27 protein-coding genes and 1 tRNA gene are annotated in these 24,636 nt (G+C 44.1%); 21 read left to right on the forward strand and 7 right to left on the reverse strand.

What is annotated here, in order from left to right; translation table 11 throughout:
- The first annotated feature begins 37 nt into the window (after nucleotides 1-37).
- The 5 genes from folC (at nucleotide 38) to RH96_RS01915 (ending at nucleotide 7,013) form a co-directional block, all read left to right on the forward strand.
- Nucleotides 38-1,393 carry a bifunctional tetrahydrofolate synthase/dihydrofolate synthase gene (gene folC / locus RH96_RS01895; protein ID WP_010196638.1) on the forward strand — a complete coding sequence of 452 codons (1,356 nt, stop codon included), beginning with the start codon at nucleotides 38-40 and terminating at the stop codon, nucleotides 1,391-1,393.
- Between the two features lie 336 nt (nucleotides 1,394-1,729).
- Nucleotides 1,730-2,932 (forward strand): SPOR and LysM peptidoglycan-binding domain-containing protein, encoded by a 1,203-nt coding sequence (locus RH96_RS01900; RefSeq protein ID WP_010196639.1) that lies wholly within the window; start codon nucleotides 1,730-1,732, stop codon nucleotides 2,930-2,932.
- Between the two features lie 295 nt (nucleotides 2,933-3,227).
- Nucleotides 3,228-3,758, forward strand: a complete 531-nt coding sequence (locus RH96_RS01905; RefSeq protein ID WP_010196641.1) for a DUF2726 domain-containing protein — start codon at nucleotides 3,228-3,230, stop codon at nucleotides 3,756-3,758.
- Between the two features lie 422 nt (nucleotides 3,759-4,180).
- Complete coding sequence (locus tag RH96_RS01910) at nucleotides 4,181-5,641, forward strand: hypothetical protein (RefSeq protein WP_010196643.1); 1,461 nt, start codon at nucleotides 4,181-4,183, stop codon at nucleotides 5,639-5,641.
- Nucleotides 5,642-5,759: 118 nt separating this feature from the next.
- Nucleotides 5,760-7,013, forward strand: a complete 1,254-nt coding sequence (locus RH96_RS01915; protein WP_010196646.1) for a hypothetical protein — start codon at nucleotides 5,760-5,762, stop codon at nucleotides 7,011-7,013.
- A gap of 75 nt (nucleotides 7,014-7,088) precedes the next feature.
- On the opposite strand, the gene RH96_RS01920 is transcribed toward RH96_RS01915, so the two are convergent.
- The 7 genes from RH96_RS01920 to gatC form a co-directional block, all read right to left on the reverse strand.
- Complete coding sequence (locus RH96_RS01920) at nucleotides 7,089-8,039, reverse strand: DUF1853 family protein (RefSeq protein WP_010196648.1); 951 nt, start codon at nucleotides 8,037-8,039, stop codon at nucleotides 7,089-7,091.
- Between the two features lie 102 nt (nucleotides 8,040-8,141).
- The gene (locus RH96_RS01925) at nucleotides 8,142-8,321 is read right to left on the reverse strand and encodes a hypothetical protein (RefSeq protein ID WP_026037075.1); all 180 of its coding nucleotides are present in this window, start codon (nucleotides 8,319-8,321) and stop codon (nucleotides 8,142-8,144) included.
- A 103-nt stretch (nucleotides 8,322-8,424) separates the two neighbouring features.
- Nucleotides 8,425-9,240 (reverse strand): hypothetical protein, encoded by an 816-nt coding sequence (locus tag RH96_RS01930; protein WP_010196651.1) that lies wholly within the window; start codon nucleotides 9,238-9,240, stop codon nucleotides 8,425-8,427.
- Nucleotides 9,241-9,452: 212 nt separating this feature from the next.
- Nucleotides 9,453-9,529, reverse strand: a tRNA-Pro gene (locus RH96_RS01935).
- 114 nt (nucleotides 9,530-9,643) lie between these two features.
- A complete protein-coding gene (gene gatB, locus RH96_RS01940; protein WP_010196653.1) occupies nucleotides 9,644-11,170 on the reverse strand; it encodes an Asp-tRNA(Asn)/Glu-tRNA(Gln) amidotransferase subunit GatB in 1,527 nt (508 codons plus the stop codon).
- The gene (gatA, locus tag RH96_RS01945) at nucleotides 11,170-12,666 is read right to left on the reverse strand and encodes an Asp-tRNA(Asn)/Glu-tRNA(Gln) amidotransferase subunit GatA (RefSeq protein WP_010196655.1); all 1,497 of its coding nucleotides are present in this window, start codon (nucleotides 12,664-12,666) and stop codon (nucleotides 11,170-11,172) included. Before gatA ends, gatB begins: the two co-directional genes overlap by 1 nt.
- 70 nt (nucleotides 12,667-12,736) lie before the next feature.
- Nucleotides 12,737-13,051 (reverse strand): Asp-tRNA(Asn)/Glu-tRNA(Gln) amidotransferase subunit GatC, encoded by a 315-nt coding sequence (gene gatC, locus RH96_RS01950; protein ID WP_010196657.1) that lies wholly within the window; start codon nucleotides 13,049-13,051, stop codon nucleotides 12,737-12,739.
- 671 nt (nucleotides 13,052-13,722) lie between these two features.
- On the opposite strand from gatC, the gene RH96_RS01955 reads away from it, so the two are divergent.
- The 16 genes from RH96_RS01955 (at nucleotide 13,723) to rpsQ (ending at nucleotide 24,588) form a co-directional block, all read left to right on the forward strand.
- Nucleotides 13,723-14,751 carry a rod shape-determining protein gene (locus RH96_RS01955; RefSeq protein ID WP_010196659.1) on the forward strand — a complete coding sequence of 343 codons (1,029 nt, stop codon included), beginning with the start codon at nucleotides 13,723-13,725 and terminating at the stop codon, nucleotides 14,749-14,751.
- A 284-nt stretch (nucleotides 14,752-15,035) separates the two neighbouring features.
- The gene (mreC, locus tag RH96_RS01960; RefSeq protein ID WP_010196660.1) at nucleotides 15,036-15,902 is read left to right on the forward strand and encodes a rod shape-determining protein MreC; all 867 of its coding nucleotides are present in this window, start codon (nucleotides 15,036-15,038) and stop codon (nucleotides 15,900-15,902) included.
- A gap of 136 nt (nucleotides 15,903-16,038) precedes the next feature.
- Nucleotides 16,039-16,524, forward strand: a complete 486-nt coding sequence (gene mreD / locus RH96_RS01965) for a rod shape-determining protein MreD (protein ID WP_010196661.1) — start codon at nucleotides 16,039-16,041, stop codon at nucleotides 16,522-16,524.
- 161 nt (nucleotides 16,525-16,685) lie between these two features.
- Nucleotides 16,686-17,354, forward strand: a complete 669-nt coding sequence (locus tag RH96_RS01970) for a Maf family protein (protein WP_010196663.1) — start codon at nucleotides 16,686-16,688, stop codon at nucleotides 17,352-17,354.
- A 171-nt stretch (nucleotides 17,355-17,525) separates the two neighbouring features.
- Complete coding sequence (locus RH96_RS01975) at nucleotides 17,526-19,136, forward strand: Rne/Rng family ribonuclease (protein WP_010196666.1); 1,611 nt, start codon at nucleotides 17,526-17,528, stop codon at nucleotides 19,134-19,136.
- A gap of 407 nt (nucleotides 19,137-19,543) precedes the next feature.
- Nucleotides 19,544-19,855, forward strand: coding sequence for a 30S ribosomal protein S10 (gene rpsJ / locus RH96_RS01980; RefSeq protein WP_010196670.1), 312 nt, complete (start codon nucleotides 19,544-19,546; stop codon nucleotides 19,853-19,855).
- A 48-nt stretch (nucleotides 19,856-19,903) separates the two neighbouring features.
- On the forward strand, nucleotides 19,904-20,542 hold the full coding sequence (gene rplC / locus RH96_RS01985; protein WP_010196672.1) for a 50S ribosomal protein L3: 639 nt from the start codon (nucleotides 19,904-19,906) through the stop codon (nucleotides 20,540-20,542).
- 14 nt (nucleotides 20,543-20,556) lie between these two features.
- Complete coding sequence (gene rplD / locus RH96_RS01990; RefSeq protein WP_010196673.1) at nucleotides 20,557-21,159, forward strand: 50S ribosomal protein L4; 603 nt, start codon at nucleotides 20,557-20,559, stop codon at nucleotides 21,157-21,159.
- The gene (gene rplW, locus RH96_RS01995; protein WP_010196677.1) at nucleotides 21,156-21,506 is read left to right on the forward strand and encodes a 50S ribosomal protein L23; all 351 of its coding nucleotides are present in this window, start codon (nucleotides 21,156-21,158) and stop codon (nucleotides 21,504-21,506) included. The genes rplD and rplW overlap by 4 nt, the downstream gene beginning before the upstream one ends.
- A gap of 11 nt (nucleotides 21,507-21,517) precedes the next feature.
- On the forward strand, nucleotides 21,518-22,345 hold the full coding sequence (gene rplB / locus RH96_RS02000) for a 50S ribosomal protein L2 (RefSeq protein ID WP_010196679.1): 828 nt from the start codon (nucleotides 21,518-21,520) through the stop codon (nucleotides 22,343-22,345).
- A 12-nt stretch (nucleotides 22,346-22,357) separates the two neighbouring features.
- The gene (rpsS, locus tag RH96_RS02005; RefSeq protein WP_010196682.1) at nucleotides 22,358-22,633 is read left to right on the forward strand and encodes a 30S ribosomal protein S19; all 276 of its coding nucleotides are present in this window, start codon (nucleotides 22,358-22,360) and stop codon (nucleotides 22,631-22,633) included.
- Nucleotides 22,634-22,643: 10 nt separating this feature from the next.
- A complete protein-coding gene (gene rplV / locus RH96_RS02010; RefSeq protein ID WP_010196689.1) occupies nucleotides 22,644-22,973 on the forward strand; it encodes a 50S ribosomal protein L22 in 330 nt (109 codons plus the stop codon).
- A 3-nt stretch (nucleotides 22,974-22,976) separates the two neighbouring features.
- Nucleotides 22,977-23,705, forward strand: a complete 729-nt coding sequence (gene rpsC / locus RH96_RS02015) for a 30S ribosomal protein S3 (RefSeq protein WP_010196691.1) — start codon at nucleotides 22,977-22,979, stop codon at nucleotides 23,703-23,705.
- A gap of 3 nt (nucleotides 23,706-23,708) precedes the next feature.
- Complete coding sequence (rplP, locus tag RH96_RS02020) at nucleotides 23,709-24,122, forward strand: 50S ribosomal protein L16 (protein ID WP_010196693.1); 414 nt, start codon at nucleotides 23,709-23,711, stop codon at nucleotides 24,120-24,122.
- Complete coding sequence (gene rpmC / locus RH96_RS02025) at nucleotides 24,122-24,319, forward strand: 50S ribosomal protein L29 (protein WP_010196696.1); 198 nt, start codon at nucleotides 24,122-24,124, stop codon at nucleotides 24,317-24,319. Before rplP ends, rpmC begins: the two co-directional genes overlap by 1 nt.
- On the forward strand, nucleotides 24,316-24,588 hold the full coding sequence (gene rpsQ, locus RH96_RS02030; protein WP_010196699.1) for a 30S ribosomal protein S17: 273 nt from the start codon (nucleotides 24,316-24,318) through the stop codon (nucleotides 24,586-24,588). Before rpmC ends, rpsQ begins: the two co-directional genes overlap by 4 nt.
- Nucleotides 24,589-24,636 lie beyond the last annotated feature (48 nt).

A 24,636-nucleotide genomic window follows, 5' to 3' on the forward strand; every position in this document is an offset into this window, starting at 1 on the left:
GTTTTTATTTTCATAAAATTATATATAGGTTTGCCCCATGTCTGATTCTCAAGCTTCTAATCCCGCTAGCCCCAATGATAAAGCCGACTTAACGGAATGGCTTGATTATATGCAGCAGATACACGTCTCAGCGATAGATATGGGCTTGTCGCGCGTGTTGCCAGTCGCTGAATCACTGGGTGTGGTACAGTCAGCGAAAGATGATGCTTATGTATTTACTGTGGCAGGCACCAATGGTAAAGGCTCAACGACGGCAGTGATTGCACAGATGTGCCAAGCAGCAGGCTACAAGACAGCTCTCTATCAATCACCGCATTTGAGTGCCTTTAACGAGCGGGTACGCATCAATGGCGAAATGGTCAGCGATGAGACATTAATCAACGCTTTTAACAAAGTAGAAGCGGCACGGTTACAGTGCGCTTTGACCTTATCTTTTTTTGAGATGACGACATTGGCTGCTTTATTGATATTTGCCGAAGCCGATTGTGATGTATGGGTATTAGAAGTGGGACTTGGTGGGCGCTTAGATGTCGTCAATATTATCGACCCTGATATGGCAGTCATTACCAATATTGGTATCGATCATGTCGATTGGCTCGGTGACAATGTCGAAGATATTGGCCGTGAGAAAGCAGGAATCTTACGCAATGGTATTCCCCTGATTTACGGCGCTACCGACATGCCAACCAGCGTGCAACAGGCTATCGATAAGAATCAAGCAACTTGTTATCAAGTAGGGCAAGATTTTCATTATCGCGAGATCGATGCAATTACTTGGCAATATAGTAATGCCGCTGTTACTCTACAATTGCCACGACCAGCACTGTCGTTAACCAATACTGCCAATGCCTTATCAGCAGTGTTAGCCAGTTCATTAGAGATCGATATTGCTGCTATTGAGCAAGCGCTAAAGACAGTTAAATTGGCAGGTCGCTTTGATTATAGAAAGTTAGAGAATCGTCACTGGCTATTTGATGTGGCACATAACGAGCAAGGGGTTGAGTTTTTATTGGCGCAATTATCACCGCTCTGGCAGCAGCATGTGGCGAAGCAAAATAGTGATGAACAAACCAATAGCGCACCTGCAACCATTAAAATGCTATTTTCCATGCTGGCGGATAAAGATATCGACAAGGTCGTGCAGCGTTTGACCGAATCAGGCTTGCCGATTAGTGATTGGTTCATCGCTGAAATTGATTATCCACGCGCGGCAAGTACTCAGCAGTTGCAAAGTATCTTAAGCAACTATGTGGATAGTGCGCAAATACATGAGTTTAAACGTTTATCAGAAGCGACGCAGGCCGTTATAAATGGCAGTCAACCACAAGATCTTATTGTCGTTTGTGGCTCCTTCCATACTATTGGTGAGGCATTGGCGGCACTTGAAAAATGAGAAATTAAGTGAAAATATGACGGGTTTAATGTTAATCTTAACAGCAGCGTGAGAGCAGACAGCATAAAAAATATACTTTATAATCAAAGAGCTTTTGCAAACAAAGATACTTTTTATAAGGTATTTTATAAAGTGCTTTATAAAAAGTACTTTCATAAAGAATAGCTTTCATAAAAAAGTGCTGTTATAAATATGACATAATCTTTGAGAAATGATGGCAGTAACTGGCGGCAATGGCTATATTATCAAGACGACTGGTAGGATATTAGCTGATAGGGTTTTAACAATAACCGCGCTGACCAATCAACCTTATTACCAACTAAGAGACGTAAACGGATGAACTTTTCGAGACAAGCCTTATTGGGCATTGGGATGATTATCGGCGGTAGCGTGATGCTATATGCCATGGTGCAACAAATTGGTGATGGTAATACATCCGAGTCAGCGACGGTAATGGTTGATAAGCCAAGTGCCGAGCAAGAGGCGCCGCAGCCACTGACCACTGACATCGACACTGAAAAGCGTATCCTGGCGCAAAAGCAAAAAGAACGTGCTGCGCGGGTAGCTGAGCAAGAAAAACGGGCGCAGCAGTTTTTGACGGAGCAAGAGACTGCGGAGGCGCAAGCCTTGGCAAAATCGCGTGCGGAAAATCAGCAGTATATGGCCAATAGTGCACCAACTGCCGATGATGACGACAGTTCAGAAGCTGCTCAAAATGTGGTTCAACCCTCAAGCGCACAGCCTAGTACTAATGATGAAGCAACTGCCACGGCGACCAACACGAGCGATAGCGATAAGCAAAAGGCCGCTCAAGCCCAGCAACAAGAAGCCAAAAAACAGGCCGCACTAAAAGAACAAGCTGCCGCCAAAAAAGAAGCAGAAGCCAAACGCCAAGCGGAAGCTAAAAAGCAAGCTGATGCTCAGACCATGGCTGAGAAAAAGAAACAAGCGGTGGAACAAGCAGCAGAAGCCGCCAAAAATGAGCCACCAAAATCGCCTTCTGACTATCAAGTAAAAAGAGGTGATGGGCTGATAAAACTGGCGCGGCAATACAACATGCCCGTAGAAGTTTTGGCACAAGCGAATAACCTTTCGCCATCGACATCGCTACAATTGGGTCAGAGTATTACCATTCCATCGCGTAAGCAGGTGGATCGTTTGGCACGTGAAGCAGTAGCAGCTGAACAGGCTCGTGAAGAAAAACGCAAAAAAGAAGATGCGCTCGCAAAAAAATCGACTGATGCCAAACGCGATGCTCAGCAAAAACTCAGTGAAGCCCGTAAAGAAGTCAAAGAAACCGATGCCAAAGGCAGCTTTGGGGTGCAGGTTGCCTTGGCGAATGACCAAGCTAAAGCCGATGAGCTGGCCAAAAAATTCAAATCAGCAGGCTACCAAGTGAAGACCAGCGCCACCAGTCGCGGCGTCCGAGTCGTCGTCGGTCCTGAGCGTGGCAAAGTCGCTGCCTTGGCACTAAAAGACAAAATCAATAGTGATCCCAAAGTAAATACGACGAGCGCTTGGGTGCTTTATTGGCGTTAAAATAGAGGCTTGTCTACTATCATTAAATGATTACATCTGAATAGACGAGACATTTTTCAAGATATTGGTTGGGTCTTTATTCACTTCCTATCAAAACACGACAGTTACTGTCGTGTTTTTTTGCTTTATAGATTGCCGATTGGCACATCCTTAGTTAAGATGAGCGCCATTTTATTATCTCTTTTTGTATAACCTGTCAGCCTATAAAGGCTGCCCTGCTGTGATCGGCCCGTCATGGATTCATTGTGAATGATGACACTCAGCCAATCACTTTCATATTGTATAAGGTAAAACCATGTCATTTGGCGTTATATTTTTAATATTGGCTGTTGGGTTTTTAGGGCTAATTACGTTACCAAAGCTATTGAAAAAACCCCCAGTCGTTGAGCCTGATCCAAAGCCAGTGCGCGGCGATGAGCTGGCTATTTGGCCATTTGCACCGATGCCCATCATGACCGATACCGAGGTAATATTTTTTAATAAGTTAAAAAATGCATTGCCGGAATATCACATATTTGTCCAAGTTCAGCTGTCACGCATCATCGAAGCCAATAGTGATGAGACCTCTGAGCGTAGCTTTTGGTTCAATCGTATCTGCCGTCAAAGCGTGGATTATGTGATCGTGGATGTCGATGCTCAGACTACATTAGTCGCTATAGAGCTTGATGATTGGACGCATAGTAGCAAAGCACGTCAAAAAGCAGACGATAAAAAAGACAAAGCTCTAGCCAGTGCAGGCATTGCCATGATTCGCTTTCACGCTGAGCGCATGCCCAGTGCCGATATGCTCAGATATGAGCTGATGCAAGTGATTGAGAGTTATTGATAAAGTATCTTTGGTAGACAATTGAAAGATACTAGGGCTTGTCTTCAATTCACTCGATAGTCATCTAAATGGGCTAAAAATGGCTAAATCTTGCCAAACATCGTCAAATAGCTGGTTAATATCCCGATATTATCTGCGCTATTTTTCTTGTTTGACGGCAATTTATCTCATTTTTATCACCATTTTTGAAATGAAGACACGCCCTAAAAGAGCGGCATTTATTTTTTGTGTAACATTGCTGTTATATCAGATTACTTTATAGATAAGTTGTTTAAATAAGAGTATTATCATTTTATTTCAAAGCAAACTTAAGTTTTCTAAATTGATATGAGCGTTCTTTAACTATGTGAGCTTCTTTTGCTTAGTTGGATCACGTTCTTGCTGTCTTGACTCTTTAAAACATCTCTATAAAGGACTGTGTAATGAAACTTTTTAAATTGACTGCATTAGCACTAGCCAGCACGTTAGCATTAGCAGGCTGTGGCGATGACAATGATAACAACACCTCTTCTGGTAATGGTAACAATACTCCAGAGGTTCCAATTAAACCGCCTGTTGATAATAGTTTGTCTGAGCTTGAGCAAGCAAAAGAGATGATTCGTACTGCCAAGCTGTTTGTCAGTGATAATAAAGCGGTTACAGATGCTTATGAAGATGTCAGTGATATCCTCACAGAAAAGCAAGATACACGACTTGGCTACACCTTCGATATCCCAAGTGATCTGAAATACTATATGGAAGAGACTGATGTATCACAGCTCACAGCAGCTGACATTACTGCACTGGCCAATGATGAAGAGTTTGAAACAGCACTGGGCAATATAGCCTTAACCCCAGAAAAAGGGTTTTTAGCGACATTAAATGCTGATGGGAAGTTTACATTAACTGGTAGCACCAAAGTCAATATCGAAGAATATGATTACGTATATAATCCGAAAACAGGTCTATATGACCCTGTTGTTGATAAAAAGGACGTTTTCACCGTAGCGTTTGATGGTTTTGAAGATGCGCTGATTTCTAATACCAGTACGACTAACTTCAATGGTAACTTGGGTTTCAAGAGTATTAAAATTGGTACTGGTACGGACGCCATTAACCTCAGCTCAAATACTAAAGGGGCTACAGTCAGCGGTCAATTCAGTGATAAAGTCATGGTCAATGATGAGTTTGATATCAATGATGCAAATAGAGAAGGTATCACTTTAGAAAAGGCTGTCATCAAATTAAGCAGTCTAAAGTTGACGGCTAACGATAGTGTAATCGAAGCAAAGGATTTTGAATTTGCTGCACTAGATGTCAGCAAAAAGCTGGCAGACAATAGCTTAGTGGTCAGAACCATTCCTTATAAACTTGCTATAACTGGCAAGATGACGAAGCAAAAACCTGAGACTGATGTAACGATTACCTTAAATGCTACTGCCAACGATGCTGATATAAAGAATTTCTTGATAGTGACTGACGCAGGTAATATTGAAGAGACCGCCAACAAATACATAGGTATGGAAATTGTGTTGGCGATTAAAGGCAAGGTAACCAAAGAGGGCGCAACGACGATTCCGCTGGATTTCCAAGCCAATCTTAAACGTACTGCTCGTAATGTTATTGAGCTACAAGGTCTGACTGCTAGCGTAGAGGGTAAGAAGCTATTCGTAACAGGTAAGTCAAGCTTAGACAATAACTATGATGTGGTTAGTACCCAGTTTACCGTTGAGCAAAATAAAGCGTCGATCAAGTTAAATGTCGATGCCAATGGTGATTTTATCAAAGATAAAATGGGTAAGCTTGGCGATATCATGGTTAATGGTAAAGACTACGGTGATTTAATGGATAATGATGGCAAAGTTACGGCCAAATTCACTGATGACAGTTTAATTATTCTATAATCAAATCATGTGTCACATCGACTCTCAAGCGTTGTTAGTAGCGATTGAGGTATAGCAACACAAAAAAGAGACAGCTTACTGTCTCTTTTTTATGCTCTCTAATAAACGTGAGAAATTTATGCCATATAACGTTTCAAGTCTCTATGGTTTTTTACCTAAAAGCTTAGCATCGCATCTATCCAGCCGTACAAAGTTAATCACTATGCCAGCGATTGCCGCGATGATGATATCCACCGCTGCTATTGCTGATATGCCAGCTACTAATACGAATCTTTATTTGCATCCCCAAGCAACAGGGTTGTTGGACAGTCGTATTACTCAGTCAAACGCACAGATAGAGTGGAGTTTGATGGCAACGGCTCATAGTCCAACACAGCCTATCTCAGCATTTTTGGACGATTGGAATGCACCTTTAGATTCAGGAGATCATGCTTATGCCCAAGGTCGAACATCGCTTGAGATTCGTCCTGCGGGTAGTGCGATTAGCTACGGTCTAGGCTGGCGTTATGATTATTTAATGACGTTTAGCAAAGAGACTGCCGAAGTTTATTGGCAGTATGAAAATAAACAGCCTTCAAGTACCAGTCAAACTTATCCGTTATTTTTAGAAGCCAAGCACAACGAGAGGATCGGCGCTAATGTTGGCTTGACGCAGCAGCTCATGCCTAACTGGCAATTGACGACTCGTGCCAATCTCTGGCAAGGACTGCATGCACTAGAAGGTAAGATAGTTGGCGATTTGAGCACCAGAGTGTTACCAAATAATGAGGTGACAGACATACGAGACAGTTTGGATAAAACCAACGCTTATATAGATTATTACTATGATGAACCAGCCTTAGGGGAGGAAAACCTAAACTGGAACCCCGCGAAACCTTCAGGATATGGTTATTCGCTCGATTTGCAGCTCACAGGTCAGTTGTCTGATAGCACGCAGTTGTCTCTGCGCGGCTACGATATCCTTGGACGCATGCATTGGAAAGACATGCCAAGCACTCGCTATGCATTGGATTATGACGTCAACGGCAGACCTCTCTATACGATTGAAGGGCAGCTTAGCACTGACGATGTCACACAGACATTGCCATGGCGAGTTGAAGGTAGCCTTCAGCATCAGCTAGACAGTCAATGGCAGCTCGGTCTACATGGTCAAGTGAATGACATTCAAGACTTATATCAATTATCCGCAGGCTACCAAACGTCCAATGATGCTTTTCCCATTAAGGTGACGGGCTTAATAGAGCCGCAGACGCAAGCACTGGGTCTCGCTGTAGACAGTCGCTATGCTGGCATAAAATTGCTGACTGACAGCCTCGACTCAGACAAAGCCAAACGCAGTGAGATTAGCTTGTATGGACGCTATGCTTGGTAGCTTCATTGCATTGCATTAATAAAACAGATGGCTAAAGCGTCCATATACATGTCTATGTAATGCCGATGGACGTTACTAAAGTTTATCATCTGTCTCAGCATGCTGCTTCGGGTAAATGACGATGGGTCTATTACCTTCAAAGTATAATCCTGTTTTTAAGATACCGTTTTCAGAATGGATAAGTGCCGACGGACGGCCATCATAGAACTCGCGCTTGCTAAACCATTCAATATAATGAGCAGCGCGCAACTCTCTGATATCAAGCATCGCGAGAGTGCTTGTGTCGTACTTATCGCACCATTCGTGCATGGGAAAGCTTGGTGCTAGCCAAGACGGATGGACGAGATTAGCGATGTTCTTTGGTAAAAAGAACCGCCCTTTTATAACACCATAACGCTTATCAATTTTGACTTGCCCATGATTTTCGGTATCTACCCATACGGTGCGAAACTGCTTGGTTTGCATATGGGTCATTTTGCGCTGCAAATTGTCATTGGAGTTGATGCCCACCCAATTCTCCGGCTCAAACGGTGCTGATCCCATAAAAAACTTAATCGCCAGCTCCCAATGCTCAACCAGATTTTCCGCATGGTTATACAATATCAAATCCAGCTCACCAGTCGTCTGTTTGCCGTTAAATAACTGGACGTTACTGGCGAGCGTTTCATACGGATGTAGTTTGCGCGCAAAGCCATCCTCTAACCAAAATGACAGCAACCCTTCAAAATGAAATCCTAATCGATTGGGACTTGGGCGCTTGAGTAGATAGCGAGTCAGCGCTTGATAGTCATTAGTGGTATCCAGCTCTGTTAACCGCTGCTCATACGCCTCAAACTGTGTCCGCCAAAAGCTGGCATTATGCACTGAAATTGTATGTGTGGTTTGATGCGGTGCAAAGTCTATCCACTGCGTTAAGACGTTAGGACAAGCCAGCGCATAAGCCAAATCACGCACATAAGGTCGTCGGTACGCTTCCCAAGGTGCGTCAACTAGCGTAGCAGAGGGCTTAGCAATCGGCTCGGACATAGGATAAACCATCGTAACGTTGTAGCATTTACCCTAACGGCTCGCTCTATAAAAGTCTATAGGACACGAGTATCGGCTAGGGTAGTGCTCAGTTTTTCGGCTTTAAAACATGATATTAATGTGATGGATATGAATGCTGATATCAGGTGATGATAGCAAGTAAGGTAATAGGATACTGAGTACCGTTTTGAATATTGGCAGTAGCCATTTTGATAAGTTGCTAGGCATATTATGCGGTGGCTGCTGCTCTAAATGAGGTGGGGTAGGATCTTGCTGGGTCATATTTATAGCTCCATATTTACCGTAACTTAATTGCTACGGTTGGTATGGATGTATTCTATGAAATAGAGCAATTCGATAGTTCTATATAGAAGATGGCGAAGTTCTATAGAACTTCATCTGCTTTCTTTAACCATTTTGCAATAAAGTCTTTTTTAACCGATAGTCCTAATCCTTCGGCTTTCGCTTGAATAAGCTTATTAAATTCTCCATAAGGATCGGCTAGGTCTGCTTTATCATATTCAGCCATTTTGATAAGTGTGGTGACTAATGCTTGCATAGAACCTACGCTTTTATGGTGTGTTGGCTCGTCATTAGCTGACTTGTCTTCTATTTCAGTTTTGGCTTGTGCTAGTTGGTTTTCAAGGCCTGCTATCTTTTCTCTTAGTTTCTCGATAACTTCGGTATCGGCTTCGGTTTGGTTAAAAAGTTTGGCTAGGTCTGATTTGGGATAAAGTAAATCGTGAAAAATAATTGAAAAATCCTCTTTTATTTCACGATAATAAAGAATGTTATTTTCGAAAATTTTTTGCTTTCCTTCTACGTGATAAGGCTCAATAGTACAGTTGATTACATTAATATAGTTTGAACAGTTGTTTTCAATCAGCTTGTCAAAATTCTTATCACTAACAAAATAATAATCTCTAACAGTCATATCATGAGTGATGTCTAATGAAACTATTTCATGGTTAATGAAACGACCTGATTTACTTGTTATTACTTTTTTTTCTAAAAAATCCACACTACCACTATAATGAAATACTGGATGCAGTTTATGATTTCGCACAAGCTGAATGATAGTTTCAATGAGTCTATCTTGGTCTATTGAATATTCTAAATTAAAATCATAGTTGCATTTATCTGTTAAGTATTCGGCAACATCATTCAATGTTAAAAATTCATTAATATCATATAAAGCCACATTTCACCTCATACCCCAAACCTAAAAAAGGTGTAAGGCGCTGGCATCGTTTGAGGTGGTAAAAATGCCGTTCGGGTAATTAGCCCTAGCCTTACAGGATTTTTTATTATTGTTTGCTCAATCAAGCATCATACAATTACCACCCAAATTTAGCACAAAAAAAAGCCAACCATTGAAAACAATGATTGGCTTTTCTATATTACTGCTATGTTTGGTCGGAACGGCAGGATTTGAACCTGCGACCACTACACCCCCAGTGTAGTGCGCTACCAGACTGCGCTACGCCCCGAATGACTGACTATTTTACGCAAAATTAGGCATATTGCAAGGGCTATTTATTTTAGCCAAAATCTATAACCTTAATTTACGTATCACAGTCAGCATAACCAATCAGCAATTAACCTTAACCCAGTAACTCTTTTAGGATTTGATTGACTTGCTGCGGGTTGGCACTACCGCGACTGGCTTTCATGACTTGTCCGACCAGACCGTTAAAGGCTTTTTCTTTACCGCCACGATACTCGTCAACCATCGCTTCGTTTTTAGCAATGACGTCTTCAACGATGGCTTTGATAGCGCCCGTATCGGTTTCTTGCTTGAGACCTTTTTCTTCGATGATTTTGTCAGCGGCATCATCAGCATCGCCGCCCACGCGTTCATACAGGGCACTAAAGACTTTCTTAGCCAACTTGCCAGATAGGGTATCGTCTTTGATACGCGCTAGCATGCCAGCCAATTGCTGGGCGCTGATAGGGGAGTCGATGATATCTTTGTCATCTTTGTTCAGTGCGCCCAGTAGATCGCCCATGACCCAGTTGCCAGCCATTTTGGCATCTGATTGTCCTACTTCAACGACCACGTCTTCGAAGTAATCGGCTAGCTGACGGCTACCAGTCAAGATGCGAGCGTCATACTCTGACAGACCAAGCGCTTCTTCAAAGCGAGCACGACGAGCCACTGGTAGCTCAGGCATCGCAGCTTTGATCGCATCAACCGTATGCTGCTCGATACGAACAGGCAACAGGTCAGGATCAGGGAAGTAGCGATAGTCGTTGGCATCTTCTTTGGTACGCATGGTGCGGGTTTCATCGCGCTCTGGATCATATAGCATCGTCGCTTGCACGACTTTACCACCGTCTTCAACGATGTCGATTTGACGCTCGATTTCACGATTGATGGCGCGCTCGATAAAGCGGAACGAGTTTAAGTTCTTTAGCTCAGTACGCGTGCCCAATTCTGCACCAGGCTTACGCACAGAAACGTTACAGTCGCAGCGGAACGAGCCTTCTGCCATGACCGCATCTGAGATACCCAACCACGTGACCAGCTGATGAATGGCTTTGATATAAGCCAGTGCTTCGTGAGCAGAGCGCATGTCTGGCTCAGAGACGATTTCGATTAATGGTGTACCAGCACGGTTCAAATCCACACCAGTCATACCATCGACGGCATCATGGACAGATTTACCAGCATCTTCTTCTAAATGCGCGCGGGTGATACCCATACGTTTCGGATATTCGTTCTTTTCGCCTTCATTAACCACGACATCGATATACCCTTCGCCAACGATAGGGTTGGCCATTTGAGTAATTTGATAGCCTTTAGGCAGATCAGGATAAAAGTAGTTTTTACGGTCAAAGGTATTGAACAAACCCAGCTCAGCATTGACGCCGATACCGAATTTTAGCGCACGATCGACTACACCCGCATTTAGCACTGGCAAGACACCAGGCAGACCTAAATCTACAATACTGGCTTGTGTGTTTGGCTCGTGACCGAAGTCAGTGGGCGCGCTAGAGAAGATCTTACTCTCAGTATTGAGCTGGCAGTGAATCTCGATACCGATGACGACTTCGTAACCATCAACGAACAGCTCTTTACGAACAGCGTGCTCGCGAACGGCATTGTTATCAGTAGTTGCTGTGTTCATTATACCGTCTCCTTTGCGATGGCAGAGTGCTGTAGATGATGATCCGTATGCTGCTGGAATAGATGTGCTGTCGTGAGCAGTTGACTCTCTTGCCAATGCTTACCGATTAACTGTAAGCCAATAGGTAGGCCTTCTGAGTTTAAACCAACTGGTTGGCTGAGCGCAGGCAGACCGGCTAAGTTAACACCGATAGTATAAACATCGCCCAAATACATGGTGGCAGGATCGAGGTCTTCAGCAAGCTTGTAAGCAGCCGTTGGTGCAGTCGGGCTGGCGATGACATCACAGTTGGCAAAAGCGTCTTCGAAGTCTTTAACGATTAAGCGGCGTATTTTTTGTGCTTTAGTATAATAAGCATCGAAATAACCAGCAGATAATGCGTAAGTGCCCGTCAAGATACGGCGCTGTACTTCAGGACCAAAACCTTCAGAACGTGAGCGCGTGTATAGGTCGATGAGATCTTTTGGGTTCTCACAGCGATAGCCGAAACGCACGCCATCGAAGCGCGACAGGTTAGATGATGCTTCTGCAGGGGCTAGCATGTAGTAAGTCGCCAACGTGATCTCAGGATCGGTGATATTCACTTCTACGATGGTTGCGCCCAGCTCTTCATATTTTGTCAAAGCAGCACGTACGGCTGTTTCTACCTCAGCATCAAGCCCTTTACTAAAGTATTCTTTAGCGACACCGATACGTAGACCAGCAAAAGGTTTATCACCAGCGGCGGCTTCTGCATCGTTGAGGTCTTGTACGTAGTCTGGCATGTCATACTTGATAGACGTTGCATCACGCGCATCGTGACCGATCATTGGTTGCAATAGATAAGCGCAATCTTTGGCACTACGACCCATACTACCAGCTTGATCCAGACTTGAGGCATAGGCAATCATACCGAAGCGAGAGACGCGACCATAAGTGGGCTTGATACCAGTTAGACCACAAAATGAGGCAGGCTGACGAATAGACCCGCCCGTATCACTACCGGTTGCGACTGGGACAAAACCTGCGGCAACCGCGGCAGCACTACCACCTGATGAACCACCAGGGACGCGCTCTAGATTCCAAGGGTTTTGCACCGTACCATAGTATGAGCTGCTATTGTCTGAGCCCATCGCAAACTCATCCATATTGAGCTTGCCCAAGCTAATCATGCCTGCTTTGTCGATGTTTGACACGATAGTGGCATTATAAGGTGAGACAAAGTTATGCAGCATTTTAGAGCCACAAGTGGTGAGCACCCCTTGGGTACAAAAGATGTCTTTGTGCGCCATCGGTACGCCAAGTAGTGGGCGCTGATCGCCTTGCGCCCGCATCTCGTCCGCTGCTTGCGCTTGTGCGCGTGCTGTCTCAGACGTATGAGTGATAAAGCTATTAATCTTGCTGTCTAGCGCATCGATACGTTTGATATAGTGTTCTGTCAGCTCAAGGCTACTAAATTGTTTGTCTTGTAAGCCCGTAATAAGCTGCTGGGTACTTAATAAATGAAGTTCAGACATAGGGTGTCGTCCGTCAAAATGTTAATAGCATAAAATAAAATGAGATAAAGGCAGAAATAGAGCCGACCAATTATTCAATCACTTGAGGCACTAGGTACAAGCCTTCTTCAACTGCTGGCGCGACCGATTGGTTGCGCGCGCGGTTGATATCGTGTTTGGCGACGTCGGCACGCAAGTCTTGGCAAGCCTCATGGATATTTGATAGTGGTTTAACATCAGTCGTGTCCACATTACCAAGCGTATGCATCAGTTTTAATACTTTGCTGATTTCGTTGGCATAGCTGTTGGCGGTCGTTTCATCGACACCCAAGCGCGCAAGGCTGGCAACTTCTAGGATTTCTTCACGGCTGACGTTGCTGTCAGACGTTGCTGGTTGCTGTGACATAGTTTCTCCAGTGAAGGACAGTTTTTGTTAGAGTAAGTAGGTTTAAAAATAGCGCTTAAAACAAATACTTAAAAAGCCGCTGTTAAAACCAGTTATTAAAATTAAATCGCTGTTAAAAGCAACCACTATAATTGGCTACTAAAATAAAAGTGAGATAGCATAGGCTTATTATAAAGCATCTGACCCAAGTTTACAGAGCCTGACGCTTGATTGCTGCACAATCTCAACTAAGCCACCATGATTCACAAAGATTTGCAAAATTGACCGCATGATTCTCAATTGCTTACCCATTACGTTCTGAAATACGTTACAGTATGCACCTGTGATGCTAGGCAAAACTATCATTTGCCTGTAGAGCCTTGTTAGTTATTGAATTAAATGATGTTTCATTAGGTTGAATGGTATTCACTGCCATTTCAAACTTTGTAACAACTTTTAGCGTTTAAGACCAAAATCCTGCCTTACTGATGCAAATACCTGTGTTTTTTTTGAGCTAAATCGGTATAATTTAGCTCAGTTTTGTCATTTCATCATTATTGCTTAGGTTTGACTTGTTGCGATGCACCAATTTCGCCACAGTTGATGTCTAACGACGACCTGCTCAACACTGACGAGTAACCCTCTCAGTCACTCTCATTCGCCTCATTCGTAAGACGCTGGATATATTAGTCATGAACCTGTTTGGATTTTTATCAAATAATATCGCTATCGACCTTGGTACTGCGAACACTTTAATTTTTATTCCTAATAAAGGCGTGGTGCTCGATGAGCCTACGGTGGTCGCGCTACGAAGCAATCGTACCCATAACCCTACCGTTGCTGCGGTTGGCATCGATGCCAAGCAGATGCTTGGTCGTACGCCTGCCAATATCACGGCGATTCGTCCCCTAAAAGACGGCGTGATTGCTGACTTTGAAGTGACCCAAAAAATGCTCAAGCACTTTATCGGCAAGGTAAAGGCGAAGCGTTTTATGGCACAGCCCAACGTGGTTGTTTGTGTGCCATGCAAATCAACTCTCGTTGAACGCAAAGCCATCCGTGAAGCCGTATCATCAGCGGGCGCAAGCAAAGTGCTATTGCTAGAAGAGCCGATGGCCGCTGCTATTGGTGCTGGCATGCCAGTGCATGAAGCGAGTGGCTCAATGGTGGTTGATATCGGTGGTGGTACAACTGAGATTGCGGTTATTGCTCTATCAGGTTGCGTGTATGCCGAGTCGATTCGTATCGGTGGCGACATATTTGATGAAGCCATCATCACTCATGTACGCCGTACCCACGGTTGTGTGATTGGTGAAACCACTGCTGAGCGTATCAAAAAAGAAGTAGGCTCGGCCCTGAATGAAGACAGCCAATTAGAAGTCGAAGTTCGTGGTCGTAGCATGGCAGAAGGCGTGCCAAAAACCTTTACGGTCAATTCAGAAGAAGTGCAAAAAGCGTTAAGCGACCCACTAAGCGGTATTGTCAGTGCGGTAAAAGCAGCACTTGAGCAAACTCCACCTGAGCTGTCATCAGATATTGCCGAGCGTGGTATTGTCTTGACCGGTGGCGGTGCATTGTTGCGTGATTTAGACAAGCTGATTTCAAGAGAGACGGGTTTGCCAGTGACAGTCGCTGACGATCCATTGACTTGTGTCAGTCGTGGTGGCGGTATCGCCCTCGACTTCATCAATAATAAAAGCTTAAACATGATTTTTGTTTAAGTGACCATTTGTTTAAGTAGCTTTTTATTTAAATGAACATCAGTTGTTGTTAACCGTGATTTTTTACAAGCATGCTTCAGTGACGGTTAACACGATTGTCAAACATTCGATTTAACGATAAAAGTAAATAACGATAAAGGTAGCCAGTTGCGCTGCCTTTAATCATATTACTAATTGCCAGCTACAAGCATCGCCACTAAATGCTGATAACGATGAGATCGTTAAACATTGTTATAATTAGCGCTAGGTATTGCTCACATTAGAAAACCTTAATTAGATGACTTATGACGCCAAGTATTTTTGCACGCCAGCCATTAGCACTTCGTAAGGCTGCTATTGTATTGATAGTAGCGTTGATAATGATGTGGTTCGATAGCAAAAATCCGGAATGGTTCAGTCCTGTACGCAATACCAGCCATGCCGCTATGCAGCCTATCTATGAATTGTCACTATTGCCAAGCTATGCTAAGCATTGGGCAAGTGGCAGCTTACAATCAAAAGAAGCGCTACGCCGCGAAAACATGCAATTAAAATCGCAGTTGATTCACGCGCAGGCCAAGCTCCAGCAGCAAGATTATATTTTGGCACAAAATGCGCGCTTGCAAGGCATCTTGTCGACTACCAAACCTGAACAGTTTGAGCTAAATTTGGCACAGGTTATCGGTACAGACACCAATCTACTTCGCCAAATCGTCGTGCTTAATAAAGGCGCTCAAGATGGGGTGCAAGTCGGTCAAACGGTCATCGACGAAGACGGCATATTGGGTCAGATTATCAATGTTTATCCCAATACTAGCCGCTTACTACTCATTACTGATGAGCAGCAGTCGGTAGCAGTAACGGTTAAACGTACGGGTCAGCGGGCGATTGTGACGGGTCAGGGAATACCCACTTCTTTAAGCCTCAATTATGTCTTCAAAACCTCAGACGTGCGCGTGGGTGACGAGCTGGTTTCTTCAGGTTTAGGTGGTCGCATTCCAGCAGGCTATCGAGTCGGTCGGATCGCTCATGTCAAAGACACGCAAGCAGATAACTTCAGAAGTATTGAAGTCACGCCAGCGGCAAATTTTATCGATAATGCCTACGTATTAGTGCTTCAAGACAAGCTGATAGATAAAAGTAATGTGGGTTTCGATAGTAATGGTGGTTGATATTCAATTTATACATCGCTAACCACTTTGCCGGGCTCGCTCTATAGTGTCTTCACCCATACCTTTTTAGTGATGTTTTTTCAGCTAAATAGACGTTCAAATGGCCGCCGCCAAACACTCGCTAAGGTAGGTATTCATGACGTATTCTGACTCTAGGCACCCAATCGGGATTTTGCTCATTGCGATTGTTACCAGCTTTGTCGTTGCCTCATCGCTCAATGTCTATCCATTAAGTCCTAGTATGGCTACCTTGCGTCCCATGATTATGATCATGGTGCTGATTTTTTGGCTGCTGTTTCAGCCACGTTACGTTGGTATCTTTACCGCGTTTACCATTGGTTTAGCGGCAGACCTTTTGATGGACACCCACTTAGGTCAGCAAGCCTTTGCTGCTGTGATGGTGGCACTTGTTATCAAGATCAGTAGCATTTATGTCAGAAAGTTAAACACTGTCAATGCTTGGCTTATCGCCTCATTAGGCTTGCTGCTGTTTCAACTGAGTTTGTGGATGCTACAGATGTTTATCCAAAATATTTTTGTCGCGCAGTCTGCCTTTTCTTTATTGATGAGTATAATCAGCTGGCCTCTAGTGCTCTTAGTGTTACGAAAATTTGCGCGTTAATCAATTCAGTTACTACCTCAATAATTGCTTTTGAGAGCCTCTCTGTTATTAGTAGTGTTAATATGATTGGCAGTAGAATTTATGCTTAGCATGAGAGCTGCCAATCCTGAAAGTCTCTGTGCCTTTGATAATTGGTATGATCATAAAATAAGAGAATAGCGATGGATATTATTTTAGCCTCTGGTTCACCGCGTCGTCGGGAGTTGCTCGCTAGAGCGCAGCTGGATTTTACGGTCATGAGCGTTGATATCGATGAAACGCCACAAGATAATGAGCTACCAAAAAACTATATTGAGCGCATGGTCGCTGCCAAAGCGGCTGCCGCAGTACAACAGCTAAATGACAACACCGTTGAAACAAACAAAGATAACCTCGCTGAGCAGCTTATTATTTTGACCTCTGATACCATTGGTATACTACCAGATGGTCAGACGGTACTGGTAAAACCAGCCGATCGCGAGCACGCTTATCGCATGTGGCAGCAAATGTCAGATAATACCCATGAAGTATGGACGGCAGTACAAGCTACCCATGTATCCTTAGTTTCTACGCACACTCATACAGAAAGCCATGAGCCAGTATTCCAAGTCGTCAAGCAACAACAACTCACCGAACGTACGGCAGTCACCTTTATACCTCTGACGACGGAGATGATGAGCTGTTATTGGGAGAGTGGCGAACCTGCTGATAAAGCAGGTGGCTACGGTATTCAAGGTTTGGGTGCTGCATGGGTTAGCCGTATCAATGGTAGCTATACCAATGTCGTCGGCTTGCCGCTTTCGCAAACGCTGGCATTGCTTAAAGATATTCTAAATACTGGCACTCATTAAAAAGCCACAATGGTAGAGCAGCCCTTGTCAATGCGCTAAAAGCCCGCCGTTCATTGTCTGCACATAACGACACGCTAGGGTAATGGGCAAGAGCAAGTTGCATTTGTTACACTGTAAATCTAATAGACGATGACTGTCTAACAAGAAAGTTGAAAGATAAGAGAAAACATTATGTCCGAAGAGCTGCTGATTAATATTAGTCCAATGGAGTCGCGTGTCGCCGTGCTAGACAACGGCATCTTGGGCGAGATCTATATTGAGCGACATCACAAACTGGGTTTGGTCGGTAATATCTATCTGGGTACTGTTGTGCGTGTCCTGCCGGGTATGCAAGCGGCCTTTGTTGATATCGGTCAGTCACGGACAGCGTTTTTACATGTCAATGATATGCAGCGCGAGCCTCGCCCAGTAGTAGAAAGAAAAAATAAAGCACCTGAGGAGGGTAAGAAGGAGGCAGATACGAATACAGACAACACTGTGGTGGAAAACGGTGTTGATAGTCTAGACGTCAGACCGCCAGTGGTCAGTGCGCAAAGTACCGATGTCGTTCCTGTTTCTAAAACCCTTATCCAGAACCGCTTGCACGAAAGCCAACGTATTCTTGTCCAAGTGACAAAAGACCAATTGGGCAGCAAAGGCGCTCGCCTGACCACCAACGTCTCTCTGCCGTCGCGCTATCTGGTATATTTGCCATCGAGTGATCATATCGGCATATCACAGCGTATCGATGGCGAAGAAGAGCGTAACCGTCTCAAGACTGAGCTAAATAGTTTGATGCAAACCGTCAACCTAAAAGGTGGATTGATTGCCCGTACAGCTGCCGAGCGCGTGCCTGTCGATAAACTAGAAGAAGACATTTATTATTTGTTACAGCTTTGGCGGACTATCTGCGCGCGTCGTCAGGAAATCAATCATCATCAAAGCTCAGAGCTTATTTACCAAGAGTTGGCTCTACCACTACGCTCGATTCGTGACCTAGTACATACCGATACCGCAAAAGTCGTCATTGATAATGCACAAATCTACGAGCAAGTCAGGCATTTCGCTAAAGAGTTCGTGCCTTTCGTCTATGATCGAATTGTGCATTATACCGCGGAGCAATCTTTATTTGACGTTCATCGGGTTGAAGACGATTTACGTGATGCTTTAAAACGTCGCGTTGACTTAAAGTCAGGTGGCTACTTAATTATTGACCAGACCGAAGCGATGACCACGATTGATGTCAACACAGGCTCTTTTGTTGGTGGACGTTCATTAGAAGATACGGTTTACAAAACCAACTTAGAAGCCACTCATGCCATCGCTAGACAGCTACGTTTACGCAATCTTGGTGGTATCATTATTCTAGACTTTATTGATATGCTGGAGCAGCAGCATAAAGATGACGTGCTGGAGAGTTTACAGTCGCAACTGGCACAAGACTATGCCAAGACGAAGATCACCCAAGTCAGTGAACTTGGTTTGGTAGAGATGACCCGTAAACGTACTCGTGAATCGCTAGGGCAGCAGTTGTGTGAGCCGTGCTCGACTTGTCAAGGCCGTGGCTTTGTCAAAACCGCTGAAACCGTTTGCTTTGAGATATTCCGTGAAATCATGCGCTGTGCTCGTACCTATAATTCTCCTAAGAAGTTTACGGTGGTTGCCCATGCCGCAGTCATTGATTTATTACTCACCTCAGAGTCGGATACGGTAGCAGATTTAGAGTATCTGTTGGGTAGAGTGATTACTTTTGATGTCGAAAATCTCTATACCCAAGAGCAGTACGATATCGTTCTAGACTAATGGTTTGCCCATCACTAAAATATTTGGCGCAAATTATTGGCTATAAGTGAGGTTGTTTATAAAGCCTAATATCTTGAAATGCCATAGATATTGCTCTTGCAATGCCTGAAATACTATGTATAATATATACCACTGAATTATATATGCGCAGCCAATCAAACAGCTGGCGCTATGACAGCTAGAGCATCGTTTCTAGCACTATTTCATTATGCCTTTGCTGACATCCTATTATGGAAGGGTCGGCGGGGCTTTAAACTATTTTGCTTTTGGCACGCTACAAGTTCGGATAAAGAACTCATTCTGGTTAAGAACAGAAGGCAGCTTTAAGTAAATATTTAACCAAACGGCTTTTGGTCATATCTTTGCAAAGCAAGAATGACGAAAGCACATATTAGGAGCTTGCTGGCATGGCTAACCAGAGAATCCGTATCCGTCTTAAGTCTTTTGATCATCGTCTGATTGATCAATCTGCACAAGAGATTGTTGATACTGCAAAGCGCACCGGTGCGCAAGTTTGTGGTCCTGTACCGTTGCCGACTCGCATTGAGCGCTTCAACGTTCTAACCTCACCACACGTTAACAAAGACGCTCGTGATCAGTACGAAATCCGTACTCATAAGCGTATGGTTGACATTGTTCAACCTACCGATAAAACTGTGGATGCGCTAATGAAGCTTGACTTAGCGGCGGGTGTTGACGTTCAAATTGCTTTGGGTTAATGCACATAAACACCCAACCCATTAATATAAGATATAAAGAGGTCTAAAATGGCGATCGGTTTAGTCGGTAAAAAATGCGGCATGACCCGTGTCTTCACTGAGGCAGGCGCATCTATCCCTGTAACAGTGGTTGAGATCAGTGCTAACCGCATTACTCAAGTAAAAAATACTGATGTAGATGGCTATCAAGCCATCCAAATTACCACAGGCACCCGTCGTGACAGCCGCGTAACAGCAGCTCAAAAAGGTCACTTCGCTAAAGCCGGCGTTGCCGCTGGTCGTGGTGTTTGGGAATTTCGTGCCAATGACAGCGATCTTGAAGGTCGTGAGATTGGTGGTGAGATCCTAGCTGACTTGTTTGAACAAGGTCAGATGGTTGATGTCACAGGAAACAGTAAAGGTAAAGGCTTTCAAGGCGGCGTGAAGCGTCACAACTTCAGCATGCAAGATGCCACTCATGGTAACTCAGTATCTCACCGTGCCATTGGTTCAACTGGTCAAAACCAGTCACCAGGTAAAGTCTTCAAAGGCAAAAAAATGCCAGGTCAGATGGGTAACAAACGCGTTACCGTTCAAGGCCTAGAAGTGATATCGGTTGATGTTGAAAATGGGTTACTTGTCATCAAGGGTGCTATCCCAGGTGCCACCGGTGGCGATGTCATCGTACGTCCGTCAGTCAAAGCCTAAGCAAGGGGATTAACGTGGATTTAAAAACAGTTACAGGGGCGGCAGTTGAGCTTTCTGATACGGCTTTCGGTCGTGAATTCAACGAAGCACTAGTGCATCAAGTCGTCACCGCATATCTTGCTGGTGCTCGCCAAGGTACACGCGCTCAAAAGACCCGTGCCGAAGTTTCTGGCGGTGGCATTAAGCCATGGCGCCAAAAAGGTACTGGTCGCGCTCGTGCAGGCTCTATTCGTAGCCCTATCTGGCGTGGGGGCGGACGCACATTTGCGGCCAAACCACAAGATTGGTCACAGAAAGTCAACCGTAAAATGTATCGCGGTGCTATGCAGTGTATCCTAGCCGAATTGATTCGCCAAGAGCGTTTGATCTTGGTTGAAGAGTTGAGCGTTTCTGGACCTAAGACTAAAGAGCTTATCGCAAAGTTAGGTGAGTTAAATGCATCACGTGCATTAATCGTCACCAAAGAAGTTGACGAAAACTTATACTTAGCTGCTCGAAACATCCCACATGTCAATGTACTTGATACAAGTGAAGTGGATCCAGTGAGCTTGATCGCTTTTGATAAAGTGATCATGACAGTCGAAGCTGCGAAACAATTTGAGGAAGCACTAGCATGAATAACGCAAGACTTTATCAGATCCTAAGAGGACCTGTATTCTCAGAGAAATCTCAAATGCTTGGCGACTCACTTGGTGTGCAGGTATTTAAAATTGACTCTAACGCTACTAAGTTAGAAGTTAAAAAAGCAGTTGAGATGATGTTTGAAGGTGTTGAAGTTTTAAAAGTAAACACATTGAACGTTAAAGGTAAGACAAAGCGTTTTGGTAAAAGTATCGGCCGTCGTAATGACTATAAAAAAGCCTATGTTACCTTAAAAGCTGGTCAAGATGTACAAATGGCTGATGCTGGTGAAGAGGTCGCAAATACGACTGCTTCTACTAGTGAAACAGCGAATAACGAATAAGGATTACACTCATGCCTATCGTAAGAGCAAAGCCAACATCACCAGGCCGTCGTTTTGTTGAAAAAGTAGTGCATCCACACCTTTATAAAGGTCGTCCGTTTGCAGCGCTTCTAGAATCAAAAAGCAAGACCGGTGGTCGTAACAATAATGGCCGTATCACTACTCGTCACATCGGCGGTGGTCATAAGCAACATTATCGTATTATTGATTTTAAACGTACTAAAGACAATATCCCAGCTACAGTAGAGCGTATTGAATACGATCCTAACCGTACTGCGCATATTGCTTTACTTAAGTACGCTGACGGCGAACGTCGTTATATTATCGCTGCTAAGAAGCAAGTAGTTGGCGATACTGTAATGTCAGGTGAATTATCACCAATTCGTCCAGGTAACTGTTTACCGCTAAAAAACATACCACTAGGTACTGTAATCCATAATATCGAACTTAAAATCGGTAAAGGTGCACAGATGGCTCGTTCTGCGGGTGCTAGTGTTCAGTTGCTAGGTCGTGACGGTATTTATGCTATTCTACGTATGCGCTCTGGCGAAACACGCCGTGTACACGTGAATTGCCGTGCTGTTATTGGTGAAGTTTCTAACACTGAAAACAACTTGAAATCACTTGGTAAAGCTGGTGCTTCACGTTGGCGTGGTGTTCGTCCTTCTGTTCGTGGTGTCGCTATGAACCCGGTTGATCACCCACACGGTGGTGGTGAAGGTCGTAATAAAGGTCGCCATCCAACTAGCCCTTGGGGTCAGAAGTCTAAAGGACTTAAAACGCGTCACAATAAGCGTACTGACAACATGATCATCCGCCGCCGCGCCAAGAAGAAATAAAGGAAGAATTTCATGCCTCGTTCATTGAAAAAAGGTCCATTCATAGACGCGCACTTATTTGCTAAAGTTGAAAATGCATTAGACACCAACTCACGCAAACCAATTAAGACTTGGTCGCGCCGCTCGATGATTCTGCCACAAATGGTTGGCCTAACTTTATCTGTTCACAACGGCCGTACTCACGTACCGGTTATTGTGAGTGAGCAGATGGTTGGTCATAAACTAGGTGAATTTGCCCCGACTCGTACGTATCGTGGTCACGGCATTGACAAAAAAGCTAAGAGATAAGGTGCTTACCATGGAAGTAACTGCAAAATTACGCGGTGCCGCCATATCGGCACAAAAAGTTAGACTCGTTGCTGATGAAGTTCGTGGCAAATCTATCGAGCGTGCTTTGGATATCCTAACGTATAGTAATAAAAAAGGCGCTGTGTTTGTTAAGAAATGTCTTAACTCAGCCATCGCCAATGCCGAAAACAACAACGGTTTAGATATTGATACGCTTAAAGTATCAACCATCTACGTTGATGAAGGCATTACGCTAAAACGTATCCTACCACGTGCCAAAGGTCGCGCTGATCGTATCAGTAAGCGTACCTGTCACATCACTATAAAGGTAGGAGAATAAGTTATGGGTCAAAAAGTACATCCAATCGGAATTCGTCTTGGTGTTGTAAAAAAGCATAATGCAAATTGGTATGCTAACCCTAAACAATACTCAGAATACCTCATTAACGACATTCAAGTTCGTGAGTATCTACGCAAAAAGCTAGATAACGCTATGATCAGCAACATCATGATTGAGCGTCCTACTGGTGCCGCTAAAATTACCATCGCCACTGCGCGTCCTGGTATTGTTATCGGTAAGAAAGGCGAAGATATCGAAAGACTTCAAAAAGAATTGACCAAAATCATGGGCGTACCTGCTCAGGTCAACATTGAAGAAATCACGTCACCTGATCTTGATGCACGTTTGGTAGCAGACGGTATCGGAAGCCAGCTTGAGCGTCGTGTTATGTTCCGTCGTGCGATGAAACGCGCGGTACAGAACAGCATGCGTTCTGGTGCTAAAGGTATTAAAGTTGAGCTGTCTGGTCGTCTTGGCGGTGCTGAGATTGCTCGTAGTGAGTGGTATCGTGAAGGCCGTGTGCCATTACATACACTTCGCGCTGATATTGACTACGCGTCAGTACGTGCAGAGACAACTTACGGCACCATCGGTGTAAAAGTTTGGATCTTCCGCGGAGAGATCCTTGACGGTATGAACAGTGTTTACAATCCCGTCAAAGAAGAGCAGACTCGTGCGCCAAAACGCCGTGGTCGCGGAAACGGAAACCGTCGAAACTCAGACAGAGGTTAAACTATGTTACAGCCAAAACGTACCAAGTTTCGTAAAATGCATAAAGGTCGTAACACTGGGCTAGCTCATCGTGGAAGCACCGTTGCATTCGGACAAATTGGTCTAAAATCATTGACGCGCGGTCGTATGACAGCCCGTCAAATCGAAGCAGCACGTCGTACCATCACTCGTAAAATTAAGCGTGGCGGTAAGATTTGGATTCGTGTATTCCCAGACAAGCCTATTACCAACAAGCCATTAGAAGTACGTATGGGTAAAGGTAAAGGTCCTGTTGAATATTGGGTATGCGAAATCAAACCTGGTAAAGTGCTATATGAAATTGAAGGGGTACCAGAAGAGCTTGCACGTGAAGCTTTCACGCTTGCTGCAGCAAAACTGCCCTTTAAAACTACCATTGTTAAGCGGACGATAATGTAATGAAGATCAGTGAATTACGTGATAAATCATTAGAAGAACTGACCCAGTTACTTGATGAAAAGCAACTTGATGCTTTCCGTATTCGTATGGCTAAAGCAACTGGTCAGTTGGGTAATACCCATGAAGTCAGAGGCAATCGTCGCACGATTGCTCAGATTCAGACTTTGATTAACGAGAAACAACGAGGCGACTCATGAGCGATAACAATCAAACAGCTAATGCTAGCGTATTGACAGGAAGAGTTGTCAGCGACAAGATGGACAAGTCCATCACAGTTTTGATTGAACGTCTTGTACGTCATCCTTTGTATGGCAAGCAGCTTCGTCGTTCTACAAAAATCAAAGCTCATGATGAGAATAACGTTTGCCAACAAGGCGACCTTGTCCGCATCAAAGAAACGCGTCCAATCTCAAAAACCAAGTCTTGGACTTTGGTTGATGTGGTTGAAAAAGTAGAAAAAATCTAAGTAAATTGCATTAAAAGCCAGAAGCTGTTAAAATAGCCGCCTTTTTAA

It is taken from the genome of Psychrobacter sp. PAMC 21119, from assembly GCF_000247495.1.
Lineage (GTDB): Bacteria > Pseudomonadota > Gammaproteobacteria > Pseudomonadales > Moraxellaceae > Psychrobacter > Psychrobacter glaciei.

Coding starts and splice junctions, on each gene's coding strand:
- folC (WP_010196638.1), top strand. CDS start 38: ATGTCTGATTCTCAAGCTTCTAATCCCGCTAGCCCCAATGATAAAGCC.
- RH96_RS01900 (WP_010196639.1), top strand. CDS start 1,730: ATGAACTTTTCGAGACAAGCCTTATTGGGCATTGGGATGATTATCGGC.
- RH96_RS01905 (WP_010196641.1), top strand. CDS start 3,228: ATGTCATTTGGCGTTATATTTTTAATATTGGCTGTTGGGTTTTTAGGG.
- RH96_RS01910 (WP_010196643.1), top strand. CDS start 4,181: ATGAAACTTTTTAAATTGACTGCATTAGCACTAGCCAGCACGTTAGCA.
- RH96_RS01915 (WP_010196646.1), top strand. CDS start 5,760: ATGCCATATAACGTTTCAAGTCTCTATGGTTTTTTACCTAAAAGCTTA.
- RH96_RS01920 (WP_010196648.1), bottom strand. CDS start 8,039: ATGTCCGAGCCGATTGCTAAGCCCTCTGCTACGCTAGTTGACGCACCT.
- RH96_RS01925 (WP_026037075.1), bottom strand. CDS start 8,321: ATGACCCAGCAAGATCCTACCCCACCTCATTTAGAGCAGCAGCCACCG.
- gatB (WP_010196653.1), bottom strand. CDS start 11,170: ATGAACACAGCAACTACTGATAACAATGCCGTTCGCGAGCACGCTGTT.
- gatA (WP_010196655.1), bottom strand. CDS start 12,666: ATGTCTGAACTTCATTTATTAAGTACCCAGCAGCTTATTACGGGCTTA.
- gatC (WP_010196657.1), bottom strand. CDS start 13,051: ATGTCACAGCAACCAGCAACGTCTGACAGCAACGTCAGCCGTGAAGAA.
- RH96_RS01955 (WP_010196659.1), top strand. CDS start 13,723: ATGAACCTGTTTGGATTTTTATCAAATAATATCGCTATCGACCTTGGT.
- mreC (WP_010196660.1), top strand. CDS start 15,036: ATGACGCCAAGTATTTTTGCACGCCAGCCATTAGCACTTCGTAAGGCT.
- mreD (WP_010196661.1), top strand. CDS start 16,039: ATGACGTATTCTGACTCTAGGCACCCAATCGGGATTTTGCTCATTGCG.
- RH96_RS01970 (WP_010196663.1), top strand. CDS start 16,686: ATGGATATTATTTTAGCCTCTGGTTCACCGCGTCGTCGGGAGTTGCTC.
- RH96_RS01975 (WP_010196666.1), top strand. CDS start 17,526: ATGTCCGAAGAGCTGCTGATTAATATTAGTCCAATGGAGTCGCGTGTC.
- rpsJ (WP_010196670.1), top strand. CDS start 19,544: ATGGCTAACCAGAGAATCCGTATCCGTCTTAAGTCTTTTGATCATCGT.
- rplC (WP_010196672.1), top strand. CDS start 19,904: ATGGCGATCGGTTTAGTCGGTAAAAAATGCGGCATGACCCGTGTCTTC.
- rplW (WP_010196677.1), top strand. CDS start 21,156: ATGAATAACGCAAGACTTTATCAGATCCTAAGAGGACCTGTATTCTCA.
- rplB (WP_010196679.1), top strand. CDS start 21,518: ATGCCTATCGTAAGAGCAAAGCCAACATCACCAGGCCGTCGTTTTGTT.
- rpsS (WP_010196682.1), top strand. CDS start 22,358: ATGCCTCGTTCATTGAAAAAAGGTCCATTCATAGACGCGCACTTATTT.
- rplV (WP_010196689.1), top strand. CDS start 22,644: ATGGAAGTAACTGCAAAATTACGCGGTGCCGCCATATCGGCACAAAAA.
- rpsC (WP_010196691.1), top strand. CDS start 22,977: ATGGGTCAAAAAGTACATCCAATCGGAATTCGTCTTGGTGTTGTAAAA.
- rplP (WP_010196693.1), top strand. CDS start 23,709: ATGTTACAGCCAAAACGTACCAAGTTTCGTAAAATGCATAAAGGTCGT.
- rpmC (WP_010196696.1), top strand. CDS start 24,122: ATGAAGATCAGTGAATTACGTGATAAATCATTAGAAGAACTGACCCAG.
- rpsQ (WP_010196699.1), top strand. CDS start 24,316: ATGAGCGATAACAATCAAACAGCTAATGCTAGCGTATTGACAGGAAGA.